The organism is Phycicoccus sp. Soil802, assembly GCF_001429605.1.
GTDB lineage: Bacteria > Actinomycetota > Actinomycetes > Actinomycetales > Dermatophilaceae > Pedococcus.
In genome coordinates, this window is sequence record NZ_LMSS01000003.1 from 514,547 (window position 1) to 532,178 (window position 17,632).

Consider the following 17,632-nt stretch of genomic DNA (forward strand, 5'->3'; position numbering starts at 1 on the left):
GTCGAGCTCCAACCCGCCAGTGATCTTCGGCGGGTTGGACTCGACCCGAAGTGGGCAAGGGGCGGGCAGGGGACACGAAGGCGCCGGACCCCTGAGGGGCCGGCGCCTTTGCGTGGTCTGGTGGTGCTGCTCAGGCGCGGCTGCGCAGCGAGTCGCGGATCTCCCGCAGCAGGACGATGTTCTCGTCCGGGGCGGCGTCCTCCTCGACCTTGGAGTAGCGCGCCTTGGCCACCTCGTAGGGCTTCACCACGAAGAAGTAGACGACGAAGGCCAGGATGAGGAACGACACCAGCGCCGTGAGGAAGATGCCGACCGGGAGGCCCCCGGGCTTGTAGGTGCTGAAGTCGGGCTTCCCGCCGGCCCTGCCGATGATCCCCATCAGGAGGTCGGTGAAGGTCTTGACCACGGTGCCGAACGCACCAGCGATGATGAAGGCGACGGCAAGCTCCACGAGATTGCCCCGCATGACGAAGTCCTTGAAACCCTTCATGGGTGTCGCGACCTTTCCCTAGTTGTCGATCTGACGCGCTCCACGCTAGCGACTGTGGGGCCTACGACACGGGTGTGACGCGTGGGTTCAGCCCACCCGAGGTCGGTCGCGGGTGAGCACCACGGCGAGCTGGGCGCGGCCGAGCGCGTCGTCAGGGACCGAGAGGATGCGGCCCACGACGTCGTGACCTGCGGAGACGACCAACCCGGCGCCGTCGACGTCGTAGCCGCTCGACGACCCCTGGCCCTGGATGACCGCCCCGAAGTCGGTCACCCACGAATCGTCCACACTCAACACGAGCACCGAGCGCGCCACGGGACCGTCCGGGCCCCAGAGGTCGACCCGGTCACCGGCCGACACCATCGCCAGCAGGCCTGGATCAGGCACCGAGACGTGCACCGCCACCAGGTCGACCGGCTGGCCGAGCAGCAGCCCGTCGCGAGCGACGCGCGTCCGCGTGAGGGGTTCACCCCGGCCGAGCGGCACCGAGAGGGGCCGACCCAGCACCGAGCCGAGCTCGTGGACGCTGGCCTCCGGCACGAGGTCGGCGGGCCACCAGACCTCACGCAGGGCTGACGGGGTGGCGATCTCCCCGACGGCGAGTGGGCGCACCGCGACGACGACCCGTTCCATGGGCTGCCGGTCGGCGGACCGCGCGATCCCCACCACCCCGGCGGCCGCTGCCACCGCGCACACCACGGCCAGGGCACGTCGGACCACCCGTCGGCGCCACTGCCTGCGCCGACCCGGGCCACGCAGCCACCCGGCCACCCGCAGCCCACCCGCAGGCTGGGCGTCCGCAGGTGCGGGTCGGTCGAGGGCCACCGGCATCGACCTCGCCTAGCCCGGCAGCTCGAACGGCAGGGTGATCCCGTCGAGGGCACGACGACAGGCGCAGGTTGCGGTGTCGTCGGGCTCCGCGGCCGGCATCGACCCGAGCGCGGACCGCAGCACCTGCTTGAGCCCGTCGACGTTCTTGGCGAAGACGGCGAGCACCTCTTCGTGGGTGACCGCCGCACCGCCGTCGACCCCGGCGTCGTGGTCGGTCACGAGGGCGACCGTCGTGAAGCACATCGCGAGCTCGCGGGCGATGGACGCCTCGGGCATGCCCGTCATGCCGACGATCGTCCACCCGGCCTGTTGGTGCCAGGCCGACTCGGCCTTGGAGGAGAACCGGGGCCCGTTGACGACGACGAGCGTCCCACCGTCGGCGACCGGCTTGTCCGCAGCTTTCCCGGACTCGAGGGCGACCGCCCGTCCGCGCGGACAGTAGGGGTCGGCGAACCCGACGTGCACGACCGGTCCCTCCGCGGCATACACGGTGTGCTCGCGTCCCCAGGTGCGGTCGACCACCTGGTCGGGCACCACGATCGTGCCCGGCCCGAGCTCGGGCTTGAGCGAGCCGACGGCGCACGGCGCGAGCACCTGGCGGACCCCGACCGAGCGCAGCGCCCAGAGGTTCGCGCGGTAGTTGACCCGGTGGGGAGGGAACCGGTGGCCCTGGCCGTGCCGGGCGATGAACGCCACCCGCCGACCGTCGACCTCACCGATGACCAGGTCGTCGCTCGGGTCGCCGAACGGCGTGGTCACGCTCACCCGCTCCGCCGCCTCGAAGAACTCGTAGAAGCCGGAACCGCCGATGAGGCCGAGGTCGGCGCGAGGGGTCGAGGTCATGCCAGCAGCCTACGCAGCGGCCTCCCGGCGGCACCTCCCGCCGGCGGGCCCTGTGGACACCGTGACGACGACGCCCGCCCTGTGGACGGGGCGGGCGGTGACGGTATGCCGCGTGGTCGCGGCCGGCAGCCAGCGCGGCTGCGGTGGGGCTGGCCTCAGGCGGCCGAGCCGTCGGCCTTGGCCGCGGTCGAAGCCGAGGAGGACGAGCCGGAGCCCGAGGACGAGCTCGACGAGCTGGACGAGCTGGACGAGCTGGACGAGGCGGAGTCGCTCGAGCTGGCGGCCGGCACGGAGGAGGACGAGCCGCTGCGCGAGTCGGTGCGGTAGAAGCCGCCACCCTTGAACACGACGCCCACGGCGTTGAAGACCTTGCGCAGCCGGCCCTGGCACTCGGGGCAGACCGTCAGGGAGTCGTCGCTGAACGACTGCACCGCGTCGAAGCGGTGGTCGCACTCGGTGCAGGCGTAGGAGTACGTCGGCACTGTTCCTCCAATGGGGCGTCCTGACCGGCGCGCACGGTCCGTGCGGGCTGGCACTGTAAGGGTTCGACTGCCAACTATAAGGCCGCGCGAGGGCTACTTCTTCCCGCTGCCGCCCTCGCGGCGACTGCTGCCGACCTCCCGCAGCCGGGCACTGGCCTCGCGCAGGCGTCCGGCCCGGCTCCTGACCCGGGGGGCCTGGTCGCGCCAGCCCGCCAGTCGACCCTGCTGGCTGACCGACCTGACCCGCTTCTCCGCGAGGGTCCTCACCTCGGCCGTGGAGACGATGAGCAGCTGGTCGCCCCGCCGGAGCACGGTGTTGTTGCCGGGCACGAAGCCCTTGCCGCCACGCACGACCAGGGTGACGTTCGCCCCCTCGGGCAGGCGGAGCTCGAACACCTCCACGCCGTGCAGCTTCGACGCCGGACCCACGGTGACCTGCATCAGCTCGGCCTGCAGCTCCTCCAGGGGCGTGGCCTCCACCGCGAGGTCGAGGCTGCGGTAGTCCTCCACGATGCCCAGGCGCCCCGCCACCCAGGGCAGGGTGGGCGCCTGCACGAGCGTGAAGATGACGACCAGGACGAAGACCAGCTCGAAGATCCAGCTGACGTTGCGGGCACCCACCGTGAGCGGCACGGTCGCGAGCACGACCGGCACGGCACCCCGCAGCCCGGCCCAGGACAGGAAGACCTGGTCGCGCCAGCCGAGCCGAAAGGGCGAGACCGACACCAGCACCGACAGGGGTCGGGCGAAGAGCAGCAGCACCAACCCGATCACGATGGCCGGCAGGATCTGGCTGCCCATCTTGCTCGGCGAGGCCAGCAGCCCGAGCAGCACGAACAGCCCGATCTGGGCCAGCCACCCGAGCGCGGTGGAGAGGCCGAGAACGGCCGGTCCGTGCGGCAGCTTGAGGTTGCCCAGCACCAGGGCCGCGAGGTAGCACGCGATGAAGCCGCTGGCGTGCACGCTGGCCGCCGCGGCATACGCGAGGACCGTGAGGGCCACCACGCCGATGCTGAACAGACCCGACGAACCGGAGGCGGCCCGTCGCATGAACTGGCCCCCCGCCCAGCCCACGGCGAGGCCGATGGCGGCGCCGGCGCCGAGCTCGGCGACCGCCTTGAGCGCCAGGGTGAACCAGCCCTCGGCGTCCGCGGGGTTGGCCGACCGTGCGGCGAGGGCGGTCACGAGGATGACCACGGGGGCGTCGTTGAAGCCGGACTCGGCCTCGAGCATGCCGGTGATCCGGCGGGGGAGCGGGACCCGGCGCAGCACCGAGAACACCGCGGCGGCGTCGGTCGACGAGAGGATCGCGCCGACCAGCAGGGCGGAGTTCCAGTCGAGGTGCAGCACGAACCGCGCAGCCAGTGCGACGACGGCCACCGACACGATGACCCCGACGGTCGACAGGACGGCGGCCGGCCCGACCGAGCGGCGGATGCCGTCCCACCTCGTGCTGAGACCGCCCTCGCTGAGGATCAGGATGAGCGCGGCGTAGCCGAGCACCTGGGTGAGCTCGTTGGAGTCGAACCGGATCTGGAGGAACGGTCCGGCCTCGCCGATGGCCAGTCCGATGCCCAGGTAGATGAGCAGGGAGGGCAGCCCGGACTTCAGGGACAGGCGCACGGCGGCCACCGAGACCAGCAGCACCAGCGAGCCGATCAGCAGCGCCGGCGTGAGCTCGTGGAGCGTGAACGCGTCGGACGACCCGGCCCCCGGGAACCCGTTCACGAGGTCGGGAGCCACACCCGGGAGGATCGCAGCGCGCACGGCCGGTCACGTCCTTTCCCTTGGTGTGGTGCGGATAGTCTCGCAGGGTGTCTCGCGCCATTCTTGCCCGCCGCATCGCTGTGGCCGTGGCTGTTCTGCTCGTCGTCGTCCTCGGAATTGTCGCCGTTCTCGCGGTCACGTGGGTGCGGCGTCCGTTCCCGACGACGGAAGGCCAGATCCAGGTGCCGGGCCTGTCCGGCAAGGTCAGCGTCCTGCGCGACGACCGTGGGATCCCGCAGATCTACGCCGACAGCAGTGACGACCTGTTCCGGGCCGAGGGCTTCGTGCACGCCCAGGACCGGTTCTTCGAGATGGACCTGCGCCGCCACATCACGGCCGGCCGGCTGTCCGAGCTGGTCGGCGAGGGCGGCCTCGAGACCGACCGCGTGATCCGCACGCTCGGCTGGCGCCGGGTCGCCGAGGCCGAGCTGCCGACCCTCAAGCCCGAGACCCGCCGCTACCTGCAGGCCTACGCCGACGGCGTCAATGCCTACATCAAGCAGCAGGGCGACCCGGCGAAGATGTCGCTCGAGTACGTCGTGCTGGGCCAGAAGGTGAAGGACTACCGCGTCGAGGAATGGACCCCCGCCGACTCCCTCGCCTGGCTCAAGGCGATGGCCTGGGACCTGCGTGGCGACTACACCGCCGAGCTGATGCGGGCCCGCCTCGCCGGCTCGATGTCGATCAACCAGATCAACGAGCTCTACCCGGCCTACGACTACAACGCGAACAAGCCGATCCTCTCCGGCCAGGACTGGTCGCCGCTCGCTTCGTCCTCCTCCACCTCCGCGAACTCGGCCGTCCCGGCCACCGCGGCCAAGGTCGGCGCTGGCGCCGCCGGCACGAAGTCGGGGGCCAAGGTCAAGGGCGAGCTCGCCGCCGAGACCGCTCCCGGTGCCGAGCGTGCGTATGCCGTGGTGCAGCGTGCGCTGAACGCCGTCCCCGTCACGATGGGTCGGGGCGACGGCATCGGCTCCAACTCGTGGGTCGTGGGCGGCAACCGCACCAGCACCGGCAAGCCGTTGCTGGCCAACGACCCGCACCTCGGGGTCTCGATCCCGGGCATCTGGTACCAGGTCGGCCTGCACTGCCGCTCGGTCGGCAGCTCCTGCCCGTTCGACGTCGCCGGCTACTCGTTCTCCGGGCTGCCGGGCGTCGTCATCGGGCACAACCAGTCGATCGCCTGGGGCTTCACCAACCTCGGCCCCGACGTCAGTGACTTCTTCCTCGAGCAGGTGCGGGGCAACACCTACCTGCGGGACGGCAAGCAGGTCCCGCTGACGATGCGCACGGAGACGATCAAGATCGGCGGCGGGGGCGAGCAGACCATCACGGTCCGCAGCACGGTGCACGGCCCGATCCTGTCCGACGCCATCGAGGACGTCGCCAGCGCCGGTGACCGACCACCGGTCAACGGGCGTCCCAGTGCCGGCTCCTACGAGGTCGCCCTCCAGTGGACCGGCATCGAGGTGACCCAGACCGCTGATGCGATCTTCGGTCTCAACACCGCCCAGAACTTCGAGCAGTTCCGCACGGCCGCAAAGGACTTCGCGGTGCCGTCACAGAACCTTCTCTACGCCGACACGGCCGGCAACATCGGCTACCAGGCGCCCGGCCGGATCCCGGTCCGCAGCCGCTACATGGAGGCTGCCCCGGGCTTCTGGATCCGCCCGGGCTGGGTCTCGTCGTGGGACTGGAAGGGTTACGTGCCGTTCGACGAGATGCCGCACAGCTACAACCCGCCCGAGGGCTTCATCGTCGCGGCCAACCAGGCCGTGACCGAGAGTGGGACGCCGTTCCTCACGACCGAGTGGGACTACGGCTACCGGGCCCAGCGGATCCGGTCGCTGGTCGAGAAGGACGCCAAGATCACGCCCGCGATGATGTCGCAGATCCAGGGTGACACCCGCAGCCAGTTCGCCCCCACCCTGGTCAAGGCGCTGCTCAAGGTCGACCTCGGCCACGACGACTTCACCAAGCAGGCCCAGGACCTGCTGCGCAGCTGGGACTTCACCAACCCGGTCGGCGCCAGCGAGTCCGGCGCAGCGGCCGCCTACTACAACGCGGTCTGGGCCAACCTGCTCAACCTGACGTTCAACGACGAGCTGCCCAAGGACCTGCGCGCCGACGGCGGCGACCAGTGGATGCGCGCGATGACCGTCCTGCTGACCAAGGAGGGTTCGCCCTGGTGGGACGACAAGCGCACACCGGGTGTGGCCGAGGGCCAGTCCGAGATCCTCCGCAAGGCACTGGTGGCCGCGCGGCTCCAGCTGACCAAGGAGCTCGGCAAGGAGCCGTCCGACTGGCAGTGGGGTCAGCTGCACCAGCTCACCCTGACCCACCAGGTGCTCGGCGGTGACGACATCTCGCCGCACATCGTCACCAAGCTGTTCAACCGTGGGCCGATCAACATGCCCGGCGGGTCGGCGATCGTGAACGCCAACGGCTGGGACGCCAGCGTCGGCCTCGACGACGAGGACTCCGACAAGGCGTTCGACGTCGACTGGGCGCCGTCCATGCGGATGGTCGTGGACCTCTCGAACCTCGACAAGTCGCGCTGGGTCAACCAGACCGGCAACAGCGGCCACACCTACAGCCCGCACTACAGCGACCAGACCGATGCCTGGGTGAAGAACCAGCTCTACGACTGGCCGTTTACCGAGAAGGCGGTCCGCGACGCCGGTGGCGACGAGCTCACCCTGATCCCCGGCGGCACCACCAGCTGAGCCCCGCGGAACCGGGCAATTGGCCGAATCCTGCGGGTGTCGCCGACACACCTGGCTCTGGAAGCGGGCAGTTGGCCGAATCCTGAAGGTCAGCCGAAGGGTGTTACTCCGCTGTCAGCCGTGATCGCGGAGTGCACCGGCCGGTCGTGCGGCTCCCGTGGCAGCTCCTCGTCGAGCACCTCCCACGGGTGGACGACGGCGACCACCATGGCAGCGGTGCGGGGGAGCACGCGGTCGTAGCAGCCCTTGCCCTGGCCGATCCGCGTGCCGGCGCGGTCCACCCCGTGGGCCGGCACGAACGCCACCTTGGCGCGGGCGACCGCCTCCACCCCGAGCAGCTCGCCGGGCGCCTCCCCGACGGAGTGCACCTCACGCCAGTCCAGGTCCCAGTCCTCGAGCGTGACCGGCACCATGACCCGTATGCCGCGTGCCACGAACGCCGCGACCAGGGCTTCGGTGGGTGGTTCGAGAGGAGTGGCCTCGTAGGCCGCGACCCAGTCGCCGGGAGCCAGCCCCGCGGCATACCCCACCTCGAGGGCGGCGAGCTCGAGCTCGGCCGCGTCCCTGGCCCGGTCGCGCCCGGGGACGCGCTCGCGGCGCAGCTCGCGCAGACGTTGTCGCACTGCCGTCTTGGTGTTCGGATGCACGCCCAGATCGTCCCACTAGGCTGCCGCCCATGAGCAAGGACGGGCTGGCGCAGGCAGTCGAGCGCATGACGCAGCGCGGGGTGGACCCCCTCGCGGTACACGTCTTCCAAGATGCCTACGCCCAGCTCGAGGCGGGCAACACCGGTCTCATCCCGGAGTCCGACATCGAGCCGCTGACCGACGTGCCACGGCTCGAGGACCTCACCAGCGACGCGGACGAGCAGGCGCAGGCGCTGGCGCACACCGCGGTCGTGAAGCTGAACGGCGGGCTGGGCACGAGCATGGGCCTCTCGGGGCCGAAGTCGGTGCTGGAGGTGCGCGACGGCCTGACCTTCCTCGACGTCGTGGCCCGGCAGGTGCTCGCGCTCAGGGAGCGACACGGCGTGCCGGTGCCGCTGGTCCTGATGAACTCGTTCCGCACGCGGGAGCAGTCGCTCGAAGTGCTCGCCGCCTATGCCGACCTCCCGGTCGACGGGCTGCCGCTCGACTTCCTCCAGAACGCCGAGCCCAAGCTCCGCGCCGACGACCTCACTCCGGTCTCGTGGCCGGACGACCCCGACCTCGAGTGGTGTCCGCCCGGTCACGGCGACGTCTACGTCGCCCTCGCCGCGAGCGGAGTGCTCCAGGCGTTGCGCGACAAGGGTTTTCGCTACGCGTTCCTGTCGAACTCCGACAACCTCGGGGCGACCTGCGACCCGGCGATCCCGGCCTGGATGGCCCGCGAGTCGATCACCTACGTGTCGGAGGTCTGCGAGCGCACGGTCAACGACCGCAAGGGCGGTCACCTCGCGGTCCGCCGCAGCGACGGCCGGGTCGTGCTGCGCGAGCGCGCGATGGTGGCGCCGGAGGACGAGCAGTACTTCGAGGACACCGACCGGCACGCGCTCTTCCACGCCAACAACCTGTGGGTCGACCTCGACGCCCTGCACGAGCAGCTCGAGACCCGCGACGGCGTCCTGGGGCTGCCGATCATCATCAACCGCAAGACCGTCGACCCCAGCCGCTCCGACTCGACTCCGGTGATCCAGGTCGAGTCGGCCATGGGCACGGCGATCGAGGTGTTCGACGGGTCGCGGGCGGTGCACGTGCCGCGTCGCCGGTTCCGGCCGGTCAAGACCACGAACGAGCTCCTGCTGCTGCGCTCCGACCTCTACGGATTCGGCGACGGCCACGAGGTCGTCGCGCAGACCGACCGGCCTGACCCCCGCGTCGACCTCGATGGGCACTACACGCTGATCGACGACTTCGACGCGCGCTTCCCGGAGGAGGCGCCCTCGCTCGTCGAGTGCACGTCGTTGGCGGTCCGCGGGGACGTCACCTTCGGAGCCGGCATCCGGTGCGTCGGCGACGTCGTGGTCGAGACCGACGAGCCGTGGAGCATCCCCGACGGCACCACCCTCAGCGCCGAAGAAATGGCTGTCCCGTGATCAGCGTCGAGCAGCACCTCGAGCGGATCCTGGCCACCGTCAAGGTGATCCGGCCCTTCGACTTCGGCGTCCTCGATGCCCAGGGCTGCGTCCTGGCCGTCGACGTGGAGGCGCGCGGCTCGCTGCCCGGCTTCACCAACTCCGCCATGGACGGGTATGCCGTGCACGCCGCTGATGTGGCGACGGCCACCCCCGACTCGCCCGTCGTGCTCCCGGTCGTCAACGACATCGCGGCCGGCAACACCAAGGCGCTCTCGCTGGCGACGGGCCAGACGATGCGGATCATGACCGGTGCGCCGATGCCGCACGGAGCCGATGCGGTCGTGCCCGTCGAGGCGACCGACGGTGGCGTCGTGAAGGTCCAGATCCGCGAGACGCGCGGCGTCGGTGCGCACGTCCGCGAGGTCGGGGAGGACGTCGAGGCCGGCAACGTCGTGCTGCGCCGCGGCACGCTGCTCGGCCCGGGGCAGATCGCCCTCCTCGCGGCGGCCGGCATCTCGCGGGTGCGGGTCGTGCCCCGGCCGCGCGTGGTCGTGGTCTCGACCGGCGACGAGCTCGTCGAGGTCGGCCGCACCCCCGGCTTCGGCCAGATCGTCGACTCCAACTCGGTGATGCTGACCGCCGCGGTGACGGCAGTGGGGGCCACGCCGTTCCGGGTCGGCGGCGTGCCCGACGACGCCCGCACCCTGCTCGACACCCTCGAGGGCCAGCTCGTCCGCGCCGACGTGATCATCACGACCGGCGGGGTGTCGATGGGCGCCTTCGACACGGTCAAGGAGGTGCTGTCCCGCGTCGGGACGGTGCAGTTCGACAAGGTCGCCATGCGACCCGGTATGCCGCAGGGTTTCGGCGTGCTCGGCGAGGACCAGGTGCCGGTGTTCACCCTCCCCGGCAACCCGGTCAGCGCCCTCGTCTCGTTCCACGTCTTCGTCGCACCCGCCCTGCGGGCGATGGCTGGTCGCCCCGAGCCGTCGTACCCGCCGGGTTACGTGCCCGCCGTCGCCGCCGAGCCGTTCCGGTCGGTGCCGGGGAAGATGGAGTTCGTGCGCGTGGTGCTCGACGACGACCGGGCCCGGCTGGCCGGCGGGCAGGGGTCGCACATGCTCGGCGCCCTCGCCGCGGCCGATGCGCTGGCGGTGATCCCGGCCGACGTCTCCGAGGTCGCCGCGGGCGACGAGCTGATGTGCCTGCCGCTGCTCGGGAGGGAGGGCCAGTGACACCCGAACACCCAATGACACCCGAACACCCAGTGACACCCGAACACCCAGTGACACCCGAACAGCCCGTGACCTCCGAACTGCCAGTCACCTCCGACCCCGTAGGGGCCGCTGACGCGGCCGAGCGGGGCCCGGGCCTCACCCACGTGCGCCCCGACGGCACCGCCCACATGGTCGACGTCTCGGCCAAGGCCGTCACCGCCAGGCAGGCCTCAGCCGCGGGACGGGTGCTGCTCTCGACCGCAGCGGTCGCCGCCCTGCGCGACGGCACCGTGCCCAAGGGTGACGCGCTCGCGGTCGCCCGCATCGCCGGGATCCAGGCGGTGAAGCGGACCCCGGAGCTCATCCCGCTGGCGCACCCGGTCGCCGTCCACGCGGTCGAGGTCGACCTGGTGGTCGTCGACGACGGTGTCGACATCCGCGCGACGGTGCGCACCGCCGACCGCACCGGCATCGAGATGGAGGCCCTGACGGCGGTGTCGGTCGCGGCGCTCGCCCTCATCGACATGGTCAAGGCGGTCGACAAGCACGCGCGGATCACCGACGTGCGGGTGACCGCCAAGTCCGGCGGTCGGTCGGGTGACTGGGTGGAGGAGCCGTGAGCGAGCCAGCCACCTCCGGCTCGGCTGGCCGGGCGATCGTCATCACCTGCTCCTCGCGGGCGGCCCGGGGCGTCTACCCCGACCGTGGCGGCCCGCTGATCGTGGACACCCTGCGGCAGTGGGGTTTCGAGGTCGGTGACCCGTTGGTCGTGCCCGACGGCCCGGAGGTGGCCGAGGCGCTCGAGGCGGCCCTGGCTGCGACCCCCGACGTGGTGGTGACCACCGGGGGCACCGGGCTCTCGCCCACCGACCGCACCCCCGAGGCGACCCACGCGGTGCTCGACCGCGAGGTGCCGGGCCTGGCCGAGGCGATCCGCGGCGCCGGGCTGGCTGCCGGAGTGCCGACCGCCGCCCTCTCCCGGGGGTTGGTCGGGATCGCCGGCAACACGCTGGTGGTCAACCTGCCCGGGTCGACCGGTGGCGTCCGTGACGGGCTGGGGGTGCTCGAGGCGGTCCTGCCGCACGCACTCTCGCAGATTCGCGGCGGCGACCACTGATGGCCACCTGGCCCGTCGTGCTCCGGGGCGAGACCCCGGGCGGAGAGCAGCTGGTGCTCGACCCGCTGCGCCGGCGGGACCGGGGGGAGTGGGTCGAGGTCCGCAGTCGCAACCGGCACTGGCTGGGCCCCTGGGATGCGACGTCGCCCGAGCGTGAGCCGACCTACGTCTCCTTCCCCACCCTCGTCCGGCACTACCGCGCCGAGGCCAAGGCGGGTCGGATGCTCCCACTCGTCGTCCGCCTGGACGACCGGATCGTCGGGCAGATGGTGCTCTTCGGCATCTCCTACGGCTCCCTGCTGTCCGTGGCGGCGGGTTACTGGGTCGACGAGTCGGTCGCGGGCCGGGGCATCGCGCCCACGGCGCTGGCCCTGGCCGGCGACCACGCCCTGGGGCCGATGGGGCTGCACCGGATCGAGGTCAACATCCGCCCCGAGAACGTCAACAGCCTGCGCGTCGTGCAGAAGCTGCGCTTCCGCGACGAAGGGGTGCGGGCGGCATACCTGCACATTGACGGGGCCTGGCGCGACCACCGGACGTTCGCGCTGACGACCGAGGACCTCCGGGGCCGATCCCTGCTCGAGCGAATGCACACCAATCACACCAGTCACATTGGCGACACACCGCCCCACGTCCCCGGCGCACCGACTCGAGACACCTAACGTCGTATCCGTGCAGCCCAGCAGTCTCGTCTTCCTCGTCATCATTGCGGTCTGGGCTGCCTATTTCGTGCAGTACTGGGTCCGTCGCCGCGAGCACCTCGCCACCGCGCGCTCGGTCGACCAGTTCTCCGAGTCGATGCGCGTCCTCGAGCGCCGCAGCCCGCTGCCCGCGTCGAACCTCTCGACGCCCCAGCCTCGTTCGTATGCCGTGACGCCGGCTCGCGCCGCGCGCCCCCAGGTGCTCGTGAAGCGGGCCGAGACGACGCCCAGCGCGCCGACCCCGTCACCCGCCCCGACCGCGCCACCCGCCGAGGACGAGGCACCCACGCCTCGTGCCCTGCCGTCGGCCCGGCGCACCCGGGCCGTCATCATGCTCGGCGCCCTCGCCACGGTCGTCGTGGTGGGCACCCTCGTCGCCGTCTCGCTCGTGCCGCTGTACGCCGTGGCCGTCCCGGTCGTCGCCGTCGGTGCTGCCCTCGCGTGGTCGCGCGCCGACGCGCAGGCCCAGCGTCGTGCCCGGCTGGCAGCCCGCCAGGCCAGTCGCCGAGCCGGCCAGCCACGCCCGGTCGCCGAGCGACGCACCGCCGAGCCTGCGCCGCAGACCGCCCCGGCCGCGCCCATCGCCGAAACCGCTCCGGTCACCGCTGGGGCCGAGATCGCCGACGAGGTGCCGACCTCGGCGCCGGTCCCTGTGCGGGGCGAGCTCTACGACGTCCAGGCCGTCGAGACCAGCCTCCGACAGCCGGCCGCTGCCCGCGTGGCCACGCCAGTCGCCGCGCCCGCCGCCCCGGCCCGCCCGCTCGTGGACGAGGACGACATCCCGCTCACCTGGGACCCGGTGCCGGTGCCCCGCCCGACGTACACGATGAAGGCGCGGGTCACCCGTCCCGCCCCCACCTCCGCGGACCTGGTCGGCGACGCCGACACCGAGTACGCGGCATACGACGAGGCTCCTGAGCGACGCGTCGCCGGCGCCTGACGCAGGGTGGTCGCGCGGCCGGTCACGGTGGTTGCCATAGTGGGTCGCATGACTGAGGCGACCCCGTGATCGAGATCCTGAGCTCCGCCGAGCTGGTGCGGGCCAAGGAGAGTGGCGCCCTCGTCGCCGACATCCTGCAGGCGGTCAAGAGCCGCGCCACGGTCGGCACGAACCTGCTCGACATCGACCGCTGGACCAAGGCGATGATCCGCGACGCCGGGGCGCAGTCCTGCTACGTCGACTACGAGCCGTCGTTCGGGCGCGGACCGTTCGGGCACTACATCTGCACCTCGGTCAACGACGCGGTGCTCCACGGCCTGCCCCACGACTACGCGCTGGCCGACGGCGACCTGCTGTCGCTCGACCTGGCCGTCCTCAAGGCCGGCGTGGCCGCCGACTCCGCGATCAGCTTCGTGGTGGGTGGGTCGAGCCAGCCGGAGAGCGTCGCCCTGATCGAGACCACGCAGCGCGCGCTGGCCGCGGGCATCGCCGCCGCCCGGCCCGGTGTTCGGATCGGGGACCTCTCGCACGCCATCGGCACGGTCCTCACCGAGGCCGGGTACCGGGTCAACACGCAGTTCGGCGGCCACGGCATCGGGTCGACGATGCACCAGGACCCGCACGTGTCCAACTCCGGACGCCCGGGGCGTGGCTACCCGCTGCGACCCGGGCTGCTTCTCGCCCTCGAGCCGTGGATCATGGCCGACACCGACGAGCTGGTCACCGACGACGACGGGTGGACCCTGCGCAGCGCGACCGGGTGTCGCACGGCGCACAGCGAGCACACCATCGCCATCACCGACGACGGGGCCGAGATCCTCACCCTGCCGTCCGCGTCCTAGCCCTGTTGGAAGCGAAACTGCCGGAGATCCGGTAGTTCCCGCTCCGACCCGGAGGCCACCTTTCAGCGGTTGCCCCTAGCGGTTGCCCCTAGCGGTTGCCCCAGACGGCGCGAGCGCCCGAGTCGCCGGTGAGCGCGACGATGGTCGCGGTGCCGATGGCGCTCGCGATCACCAGCACCGCGAGCACCAGCCGTGGCGCGGTCGCGCCGCCGCGACGCAGGTAGAGCCACTGCGCCAGCGTCGTCACGGCCAGGGCGGCGGCCCAGGGGAGCACCATGTCGCCGAAGTTCGCGTGCTTGTCGATGAAGGGCGGGTTGCCGAGCTTCTTCGCGAGGTCCTCGCCGGCCCGGGTCGTGATCGGCACGGCGATGGCACCGACCACCGCTCCCAGGGGGACGAGGAAGGTCAGCTTGCGCTGGGCAGCGGGCCACGCGCTCACGACGATGGCGGCCACGGCGGTCAGCGGCAGCAGCACGACGACGAGGTGCACCAGCAGGGCGTGTGCGGGAAGTCCGTTGATCTCCATGTCGCAGGAACGTAGCCGAGGCCGGTGTGGTTCACCTGCCCGGCTCACCCGGTGAACCCGGACGGGTGGTGTCTCGTCCTTTACGGAGACTTCCCCGACCGGGGAGGATCGGTCGTGTCGGCTTCCGAGGGTCGAAGGAGCGGGTTGGTGGCGGCGAGTCAGCGGGAAGCGGCCCTCCAGGGTCTGCACGACCGCCATGCCTCGGAGCTGTGGCGGTTCGCGCTGCGACTGACCCGTGACCCGCAGGTCGCCGAGGACGTCGTGCAGGAGTCCCTGCTGCGCGCCTGGCGCGACCCCGCCCTCGGCACCCGCTCCGAACCGCAGGCCCGCGCGTGGCTCTTCACCGTCGTCCGCAACCTCGTGGTCGACCGCTGGCGCAGCGCCGCGTCCCGGCACGAGGTGGCCGGCATCGACTTCGTCGAGGCGGGCGTCGGTGACCGGTCGGGCGAGGTCCTGGACCGGTGGTTGATCGCGGACGCGCTGGGCTCGGTGTCGCGCGAGCACCGCCAGGTCATCGCCGCCGCGTACTACGAAGGGAGAACGGTGGCCGAGATCGCCGCCGAGCTGAGGGTGCCCGAGGGGACCGTGAAGTCACGGCTCCACTACGGGCTGCGCAGCCTGCGTCTCGTCCTGCAGGAGAAGGGGGTGACGAGCCCATGAGCAGCCCCGACGACTACACCGACTGGGACGCCGCCTACGTGCTCGGTGCCCTGCCGGTCGCCGAGCGACGCGAGTACGAGTCGCACCTCGCGGGGTGCGCCGCGTGCCGGGCCGCTGTCGCCGAGCTGGCCGGTATGCCGGGCCTGCTCGCCCAGCTGCCACCGGGCGAGGTCCTCGCGATGGACATCGACGGTGGGGGAGACCTGCAGCCACCGGCCTCGCTGATGCCCGTCCTACCGGCCGCACCCGAGTCACCGTTGTCCCGCCGGTGGCTGGCTCCGATGGCCGCGGCGGCCGCCGCTCTCCTCATCGGAGGCGTTGGTGGGTATGCCGTGTCGTCGGCCGGGCGCGACGGTTCACCCGGCCCGGGGGCCACCGCTGGGTCGACCCGCACCACTGGGCCGCTGACCGCCCCCGGGCGGTTGGCGTTCACGGCCGTCGAGCCGTCGCTGATGACGGCCGTCGTGGATGTCGTGCCGATCGCGAACGGGACCGAGCTGCGGGTGGAGTGCCAGTACGCGCGGCAGACAGGTGGTGCGAGCGCGACGTCAAGCACCTTGACGCCGTCGCCCACGCGTCCCGACAGTGCAGCCTCCGGCGGGGACTACCGGATCGACTACGCCATCTGGGTCGTCGACCGGGCCGGCAAGGCCACCGAGCTGCGCGACTGGACGGCCCGACCGGACCGGATCATGCACCCGGTCGGGGTGTCCACTCTGTCCGTGGCGCAGATCGCCTCGGTCGAGATCCGCCAAGTCGACAACGGTCACACCGTGATGCGGGCGAGCCTGACCTGAGTCCTCGCCCGCGGTGCCGGATGCCGGCGCTGGGTCCCCTTGGCGGGCGCGGCACCGTTTTCCGTCGGGCCGGGTGCTGGTGTTATTGTTTCGTCCGCATCAAGGGGCTGTGGCGCAGTTGGTAGCGCGTCTCGTTCGCAATGAGAAGGCCAGGGGTTCGAATCCCCTCAGCTCCACTGACTGACACCCTGTCTGACCTGCGTATCGCCGCAGGATGGACAGGGTGTCTTGCTATGTGACCGTTCGGCTTGTGCCGCGTCGCACCCCGAGCCCGCGCATGCACTCCATGCACCCGCTTGCGCGTCTCAGCCCGACCGAGCCTCGGAGCATCCCCTCGGCCAGGCCACTGTTGCCTACCCAACCGCGGCCGTGACGCTCCCGTTCCCGATGGCTGGGTACTGGTGGCCAGCCGAGACGCAATCGGGCGTTGCCTCAAGGGCACCTGACGCGGGCGTCCGGGTACGCCCAGGCAGCTGGCCGCTGAGGTTGGTCTAGCTATCTCATGGAAGCGTCAGCGACACCCGCGGCCTGTTCGACGAGCCCTCCGTGGCCACGACCCGTGAGACGCACGTGGACAACGCCCGGCCGCAGCCCTTCTGGGAGGCGCTGAGGAACACATCGCGGTGGTCGAGCACTCCATCGACCGCGTCGACGTCGAGCACGCAGAGCCCGCACTCGCCCTTGCGGCAGTCATACATGAGGTCGACGCCGGAGCGGATCAGCGCCTCCAGCACGGTTTCGTCGGTGCCTACGGTCGTCTCGATCTGGCGTTCAGGGACACTGACCACGAACTCCTCGGGCCGGAACCAGCCGCTGCTGCCGAAGGTCTCGAAGCGCAGGTTGACCGAAGGCAGCGTGGCCGCCTCCCATTCCCGGCGTACGGCGTCCATCAGCCGGATCGGCCCGCACATGTAGAGCTCGGTGACCCCGGCCAGCGGATGTCGACCGATCGAGCCCACCAGCTCGGCTGCGTCCAGCGGCGTCTGCTCGGCGTCGACGTGGACCACCAACCGGTCACCGTGGAGGCCGGCCAGCTCGTCGACGTACGCCATCCGTTCCCGGCTGCGTCCGACGTAGACGAGCGTGTAGTCGGCGCCAACGGCGCGCAGCACGCGCGCCATCGCCGCCACGGCGGTGATGCCGATGCCACCGGCCAGCAACACATGCCGCGGGGCGGCCACGCTGAGCGGGAAGTTCTGCAGCGGCTGCGTCACCTGAAGCTCGTCCCCCGGGGCGAGCGAGTGCATGAAGACCGACCCGCCGCGGGACTGTGGCAACCGGAGCACGCTGATCGTCAGCAGCGATCCCCTGTCGTCGGACTCGACGACGGAGTAGGACCGGACGTCGGTGGCGTCACCGACCTGCACCCGCACGTCGAGGTGGCTACCCGGCGCCGCCCGACCGCGTGCGGGGCGCTGGATGGTGATCCGCTTGACGTCCCGCGCCACCGCGGCGGTGGCGACCACCCGGCCGGTGCACCAGTCGGGCTGGGCGCTGCTGGTCATCGCGCCGACCCGACCAGGCGATCCTCCGACTCGAGCATCCGGTCGAGGATCCGGCGCACCCACATACCGCCGGCGTCGATGTTGAGGCTGTAGAACTCGTGGTCCGGGTTGGCGTCGATTGCCGCCTGCTGG

At 71.5% G+C, this 17,632-nt stretch carries 18 protein-coding genes, 1 tRNA gene and 1 pseudogene; 11 read left to right on the forward strand and 9 right to left on the reverse strand.

Going from position 1 to position 17,632, the window contains the following annotated elements:
- Positions 1-130 precede the first annotated feature (130 nt).
- From mscL to ASG91_RS09040, 5 genes are all read right to left on the reverse strand, one after another.
- Positions 131-490: a large conductance mechanosensitive channel protein MscL gene (gene mscL, locus ASG91_RS09020; RefSeq protein WP_056922277.1), complete on the reverse strand. Its 360-nt coding sequence runs from the start codon at positions 488-490 to the stop codon at positions 131-133.
- 87 nt (positions 491-577) lie between these two features.
- Positions 578-1,321: an SAF domain-containing protein gene (locus tag ASG91_RS09025; protein WP_056922278.1), complete on the reverse strand. Its 744-nt coding sequence runs from the start codon at positions 1,319-1,321 to the stop codon at positions 578-580.
- Positions 1,322-1,330: 9 nt separating this feature from the next.
- The gene (locus ASG91_RS09030; RefSeq protein ID WP_056922279.1) at positions 1,331-2,164 is read right to left on the reverse strand and encodes an S-methyl-5'-thioadenosine phosphorylase; all 834 of its coding nucleotides are present in this window, start codon (positions 2,162-2,164) and stop codon (positions 1,331-1,333) included.
- 155 nt (positions 2,165-2,319) lie between these two features.
- Positions 2,320-2,646, reverse strand: coding sequence for an FmdB family zinc ribbon protein (locus ASG91_RS09035; protein ID WP_056922280.1), 327 nt, complete (start codon positions 2,644-2,646; stop codon positions 2,320-2,322).
- A 93-nt stretch (positions 2,647-2,739) separates the two neighbouring features.
- The gene (locus tag ASG91_RS09040) at positions 2,740-4,413 is read right to left on the reverse strand and encodes a potassium/proton antiporter (RefSeq protein ID WP_235545497.1); all 1,674 of its coding nucleotides are present in this window, start codon (positions 4,411-4,413) and stop codon (positions 2,740-2,742) included.
- A gap of 47 nt (positions 4,414-4,460) precedes the next feature.
- On the opposite strand from ASG91_RS09040, the gene ASG91_RS09045 reads away from it, so the two are divergent.
- Complete coding sequence (locus ASG91_RS09045; RefSeq protein ID WP_056922281.1) at positions 4,461-7,139, forward strand: penicillin acylase family protein; 2,679 nt, start codon at positions 4,461-4,463, stop codon at positions 7,137-7,139.
- An 89-nt stretch (positions 7,140-7,228) separates the two neighbouring features.
- Here the strand turns inward: ASG91_RS09045 and ASG91_RS09050 are convergent, their stop codons facing one another.
- Positions 7,229-7,786, reverse strand: coding sequence for a 5-formyltetrahydrofolate cyclo-ligase (locus ASG91_RS09050; protein ID WP_056922282.1), 558 nt, complete (start codon positions 7,784-7,786; stop codon positions 7,229-7,231).
- 29 nt (positions 7,787-7,815) lie between these two features.
- On the opposite strand from ASG91_RS09050, the gene ASG91_RS20620 reads away from it, so the two are divergent.
- From ASG91_RS20620 to map, 7 genes are all read left to right on the forward strand, one after another.
- Complete coding sequence (locus tag ASG91_RS20620) at positions 7,816-9,213, forward strand: UTP--glucose-1-phosphate uridylyltransferase (RefSeq protein ID WP_056922283.1); 1,398 nt, start codon at positions 7,816-7,818, stop codon at positions 9,211-9,213.
- Positions 9,210-10,430 (forward strand): gephyrin-like molybdotransferase Glp, encoded by a 1,221-nt coding sequence (glp, locus tag ASG91_RS20625; RefSeq protein ID WP_056922284.1) that lies wholly within the window; start codon positions 9,210-9,212, stop codon positions 10,428-10,430. The genes ASG91_RS20620 and glp overlap by 4 nt, the downstream gene beginning before the upstream one ends.
- A 68-nt stretch (positions 10,431-10,498) precedes the next feature.
- The gene (moaC, locus tag ASG91_RS09065; RefSeq protein WP_371262039.1) at positions 10,499-11,032 is read left to right on the forward strand and encodes a cyclic pyranopterin monophosphate synthase MoaC; all 534 of its coding nucleotides are present in this window, start codon (positions 10,499-10,501) and stop codon (positions 11,030-11,032) included.
- On the forward strand, positions 11,029-11,529 hold the full coding sequence (locus ASG91_RS09070) for a molybdenum cofactor biosynthesis protein B (RefSeq protein ID WP_056922285.1): 501 nt from the start codon (positions 11,029-11,031) through the stop codon (positions 11,527-11,529). Before moaC ends, ASG91_RS09070 begins: the two co-directional genes overlap by 4 nt.
- Entirely contained in the window at positions 11,529-12,191 is a 663-nt protein-coding gene (locus ASG91_RS09075) for a GNAT family N-acetyltransferase (protein WP_056922286.1), read from the forward strand. Before ASG91_RS09070 ends, ASG91_RS09075 begins: the two co-directional genes overlap by 1 nt.
- A 10-nt stretch (positions 12,192-12,201) precedes the next feature.
- Positions 12,202-13,170 (forward strand): hypothetical protein, encoded by a 969-nt coding sequence (locus ASG91_RS09080; RefSeq protein ID WP_056922287.1) that lies wholly within the window; start codon positions 12,202-12,204, stop codon positions 13,168-13,170.
- Positions 13,171-13,235: 65 nt separating this feature from the next.
- A complete protein-coding gene (gene map / locus ASG91_RS09085; RefSeq protein ID WP_056922288.1) occupies positions 13,236-14,012 on the forward strand; it encodes a type I methionyl aminopeptidase in 777 nt (258 codons plus the stop codon).
- An 88-nt stretch (positions 14,013-14,100) separates the two neighbouring features.
- Here the strand turns inward: map and ASG91_RS09090 are convergent, their stop codons facing one another.
- Positions 14,101-14,538: a DUF2231 domain-containing protein gene (locus tag ASG91_RS09090; RefSeq protein ID WP_056922289.1), complete on the reverse strand. Its 438-nt coding sequence runs from the start codon at positions 14,536-14,538 to the stop codon at positions 14,101-14,103.
- A 147-nt stretch (positions 14,539-14,685) separates the two neighbouring features.
- Between ASG91_RS09090 and ASG91_RS09095 the strand changes: the two genes are divergently transcribed.
- From ASG91_RS09095 to ASG91_RS09105, 3 genes are all read left to right on the forward strand, one after another.
- Complete coding sequence (locus tag ASG91_RS09095) at positions 14,686-15,198, forward strand: sigma-70 family RNA polymerase sigma factor (RefSeq protein WP_056922290.1); 513 nt, start codon at positions 14,686-14,688, stop codon at positions 15,196-15,198.
- Positions 15,195-15,995: an anti-sigma factor gene (locus ASG91_RS21405; RefSeq protein ID WP_056922291.1), complete on the forward strand. Its 801-nt coding sequence runs from the start codon at positions 15,195-15,197 to the stop codon at positions 15,993-15,995. The genes ASG91_RS09095 and ASG91_RS21405 overlap by 4 nt, the downstream gene beginning before the upstream one ends.
- A 103-nt stretch (positions 15,996-16,098) precedes the next feature.
- A tRNA-Ala gene (locus ASG91_RS09105) sits at positions 16,099-16,171 on the forward strand.
- Positions 16,172-16,495: 324 nt separating this feature from the next.
- Here the strand turns inward: ASG91_RS09105 and ASG91_RS09110 are convergent.
- Together ASG91_RS09110 and ASG91_RS20630 are read right to left on the reverse strand one after the other, a co-directional pair.
- Complete coding sequence (locus ASG91_RS09110; RefSeq protein ID WP_056922292.1) at positions 16,496-17,500, reverse strand: PDR/VanB family oxidoreductase; 1,005 nt, start codon at positions 17,498-17,500, stop codon at positions 16,496-16,498.
- Positions 17,497-17,632: pseudogene (locus ASG91_RS20630) on the reverse strand (aromatic ring-hydroxylating dioxygenase subunit alpha); the annotation flags it as partial. The gene ASG91_RS09110 and the pseudogene ASG91_RS20630, both read right to left, overlap by 4 nt.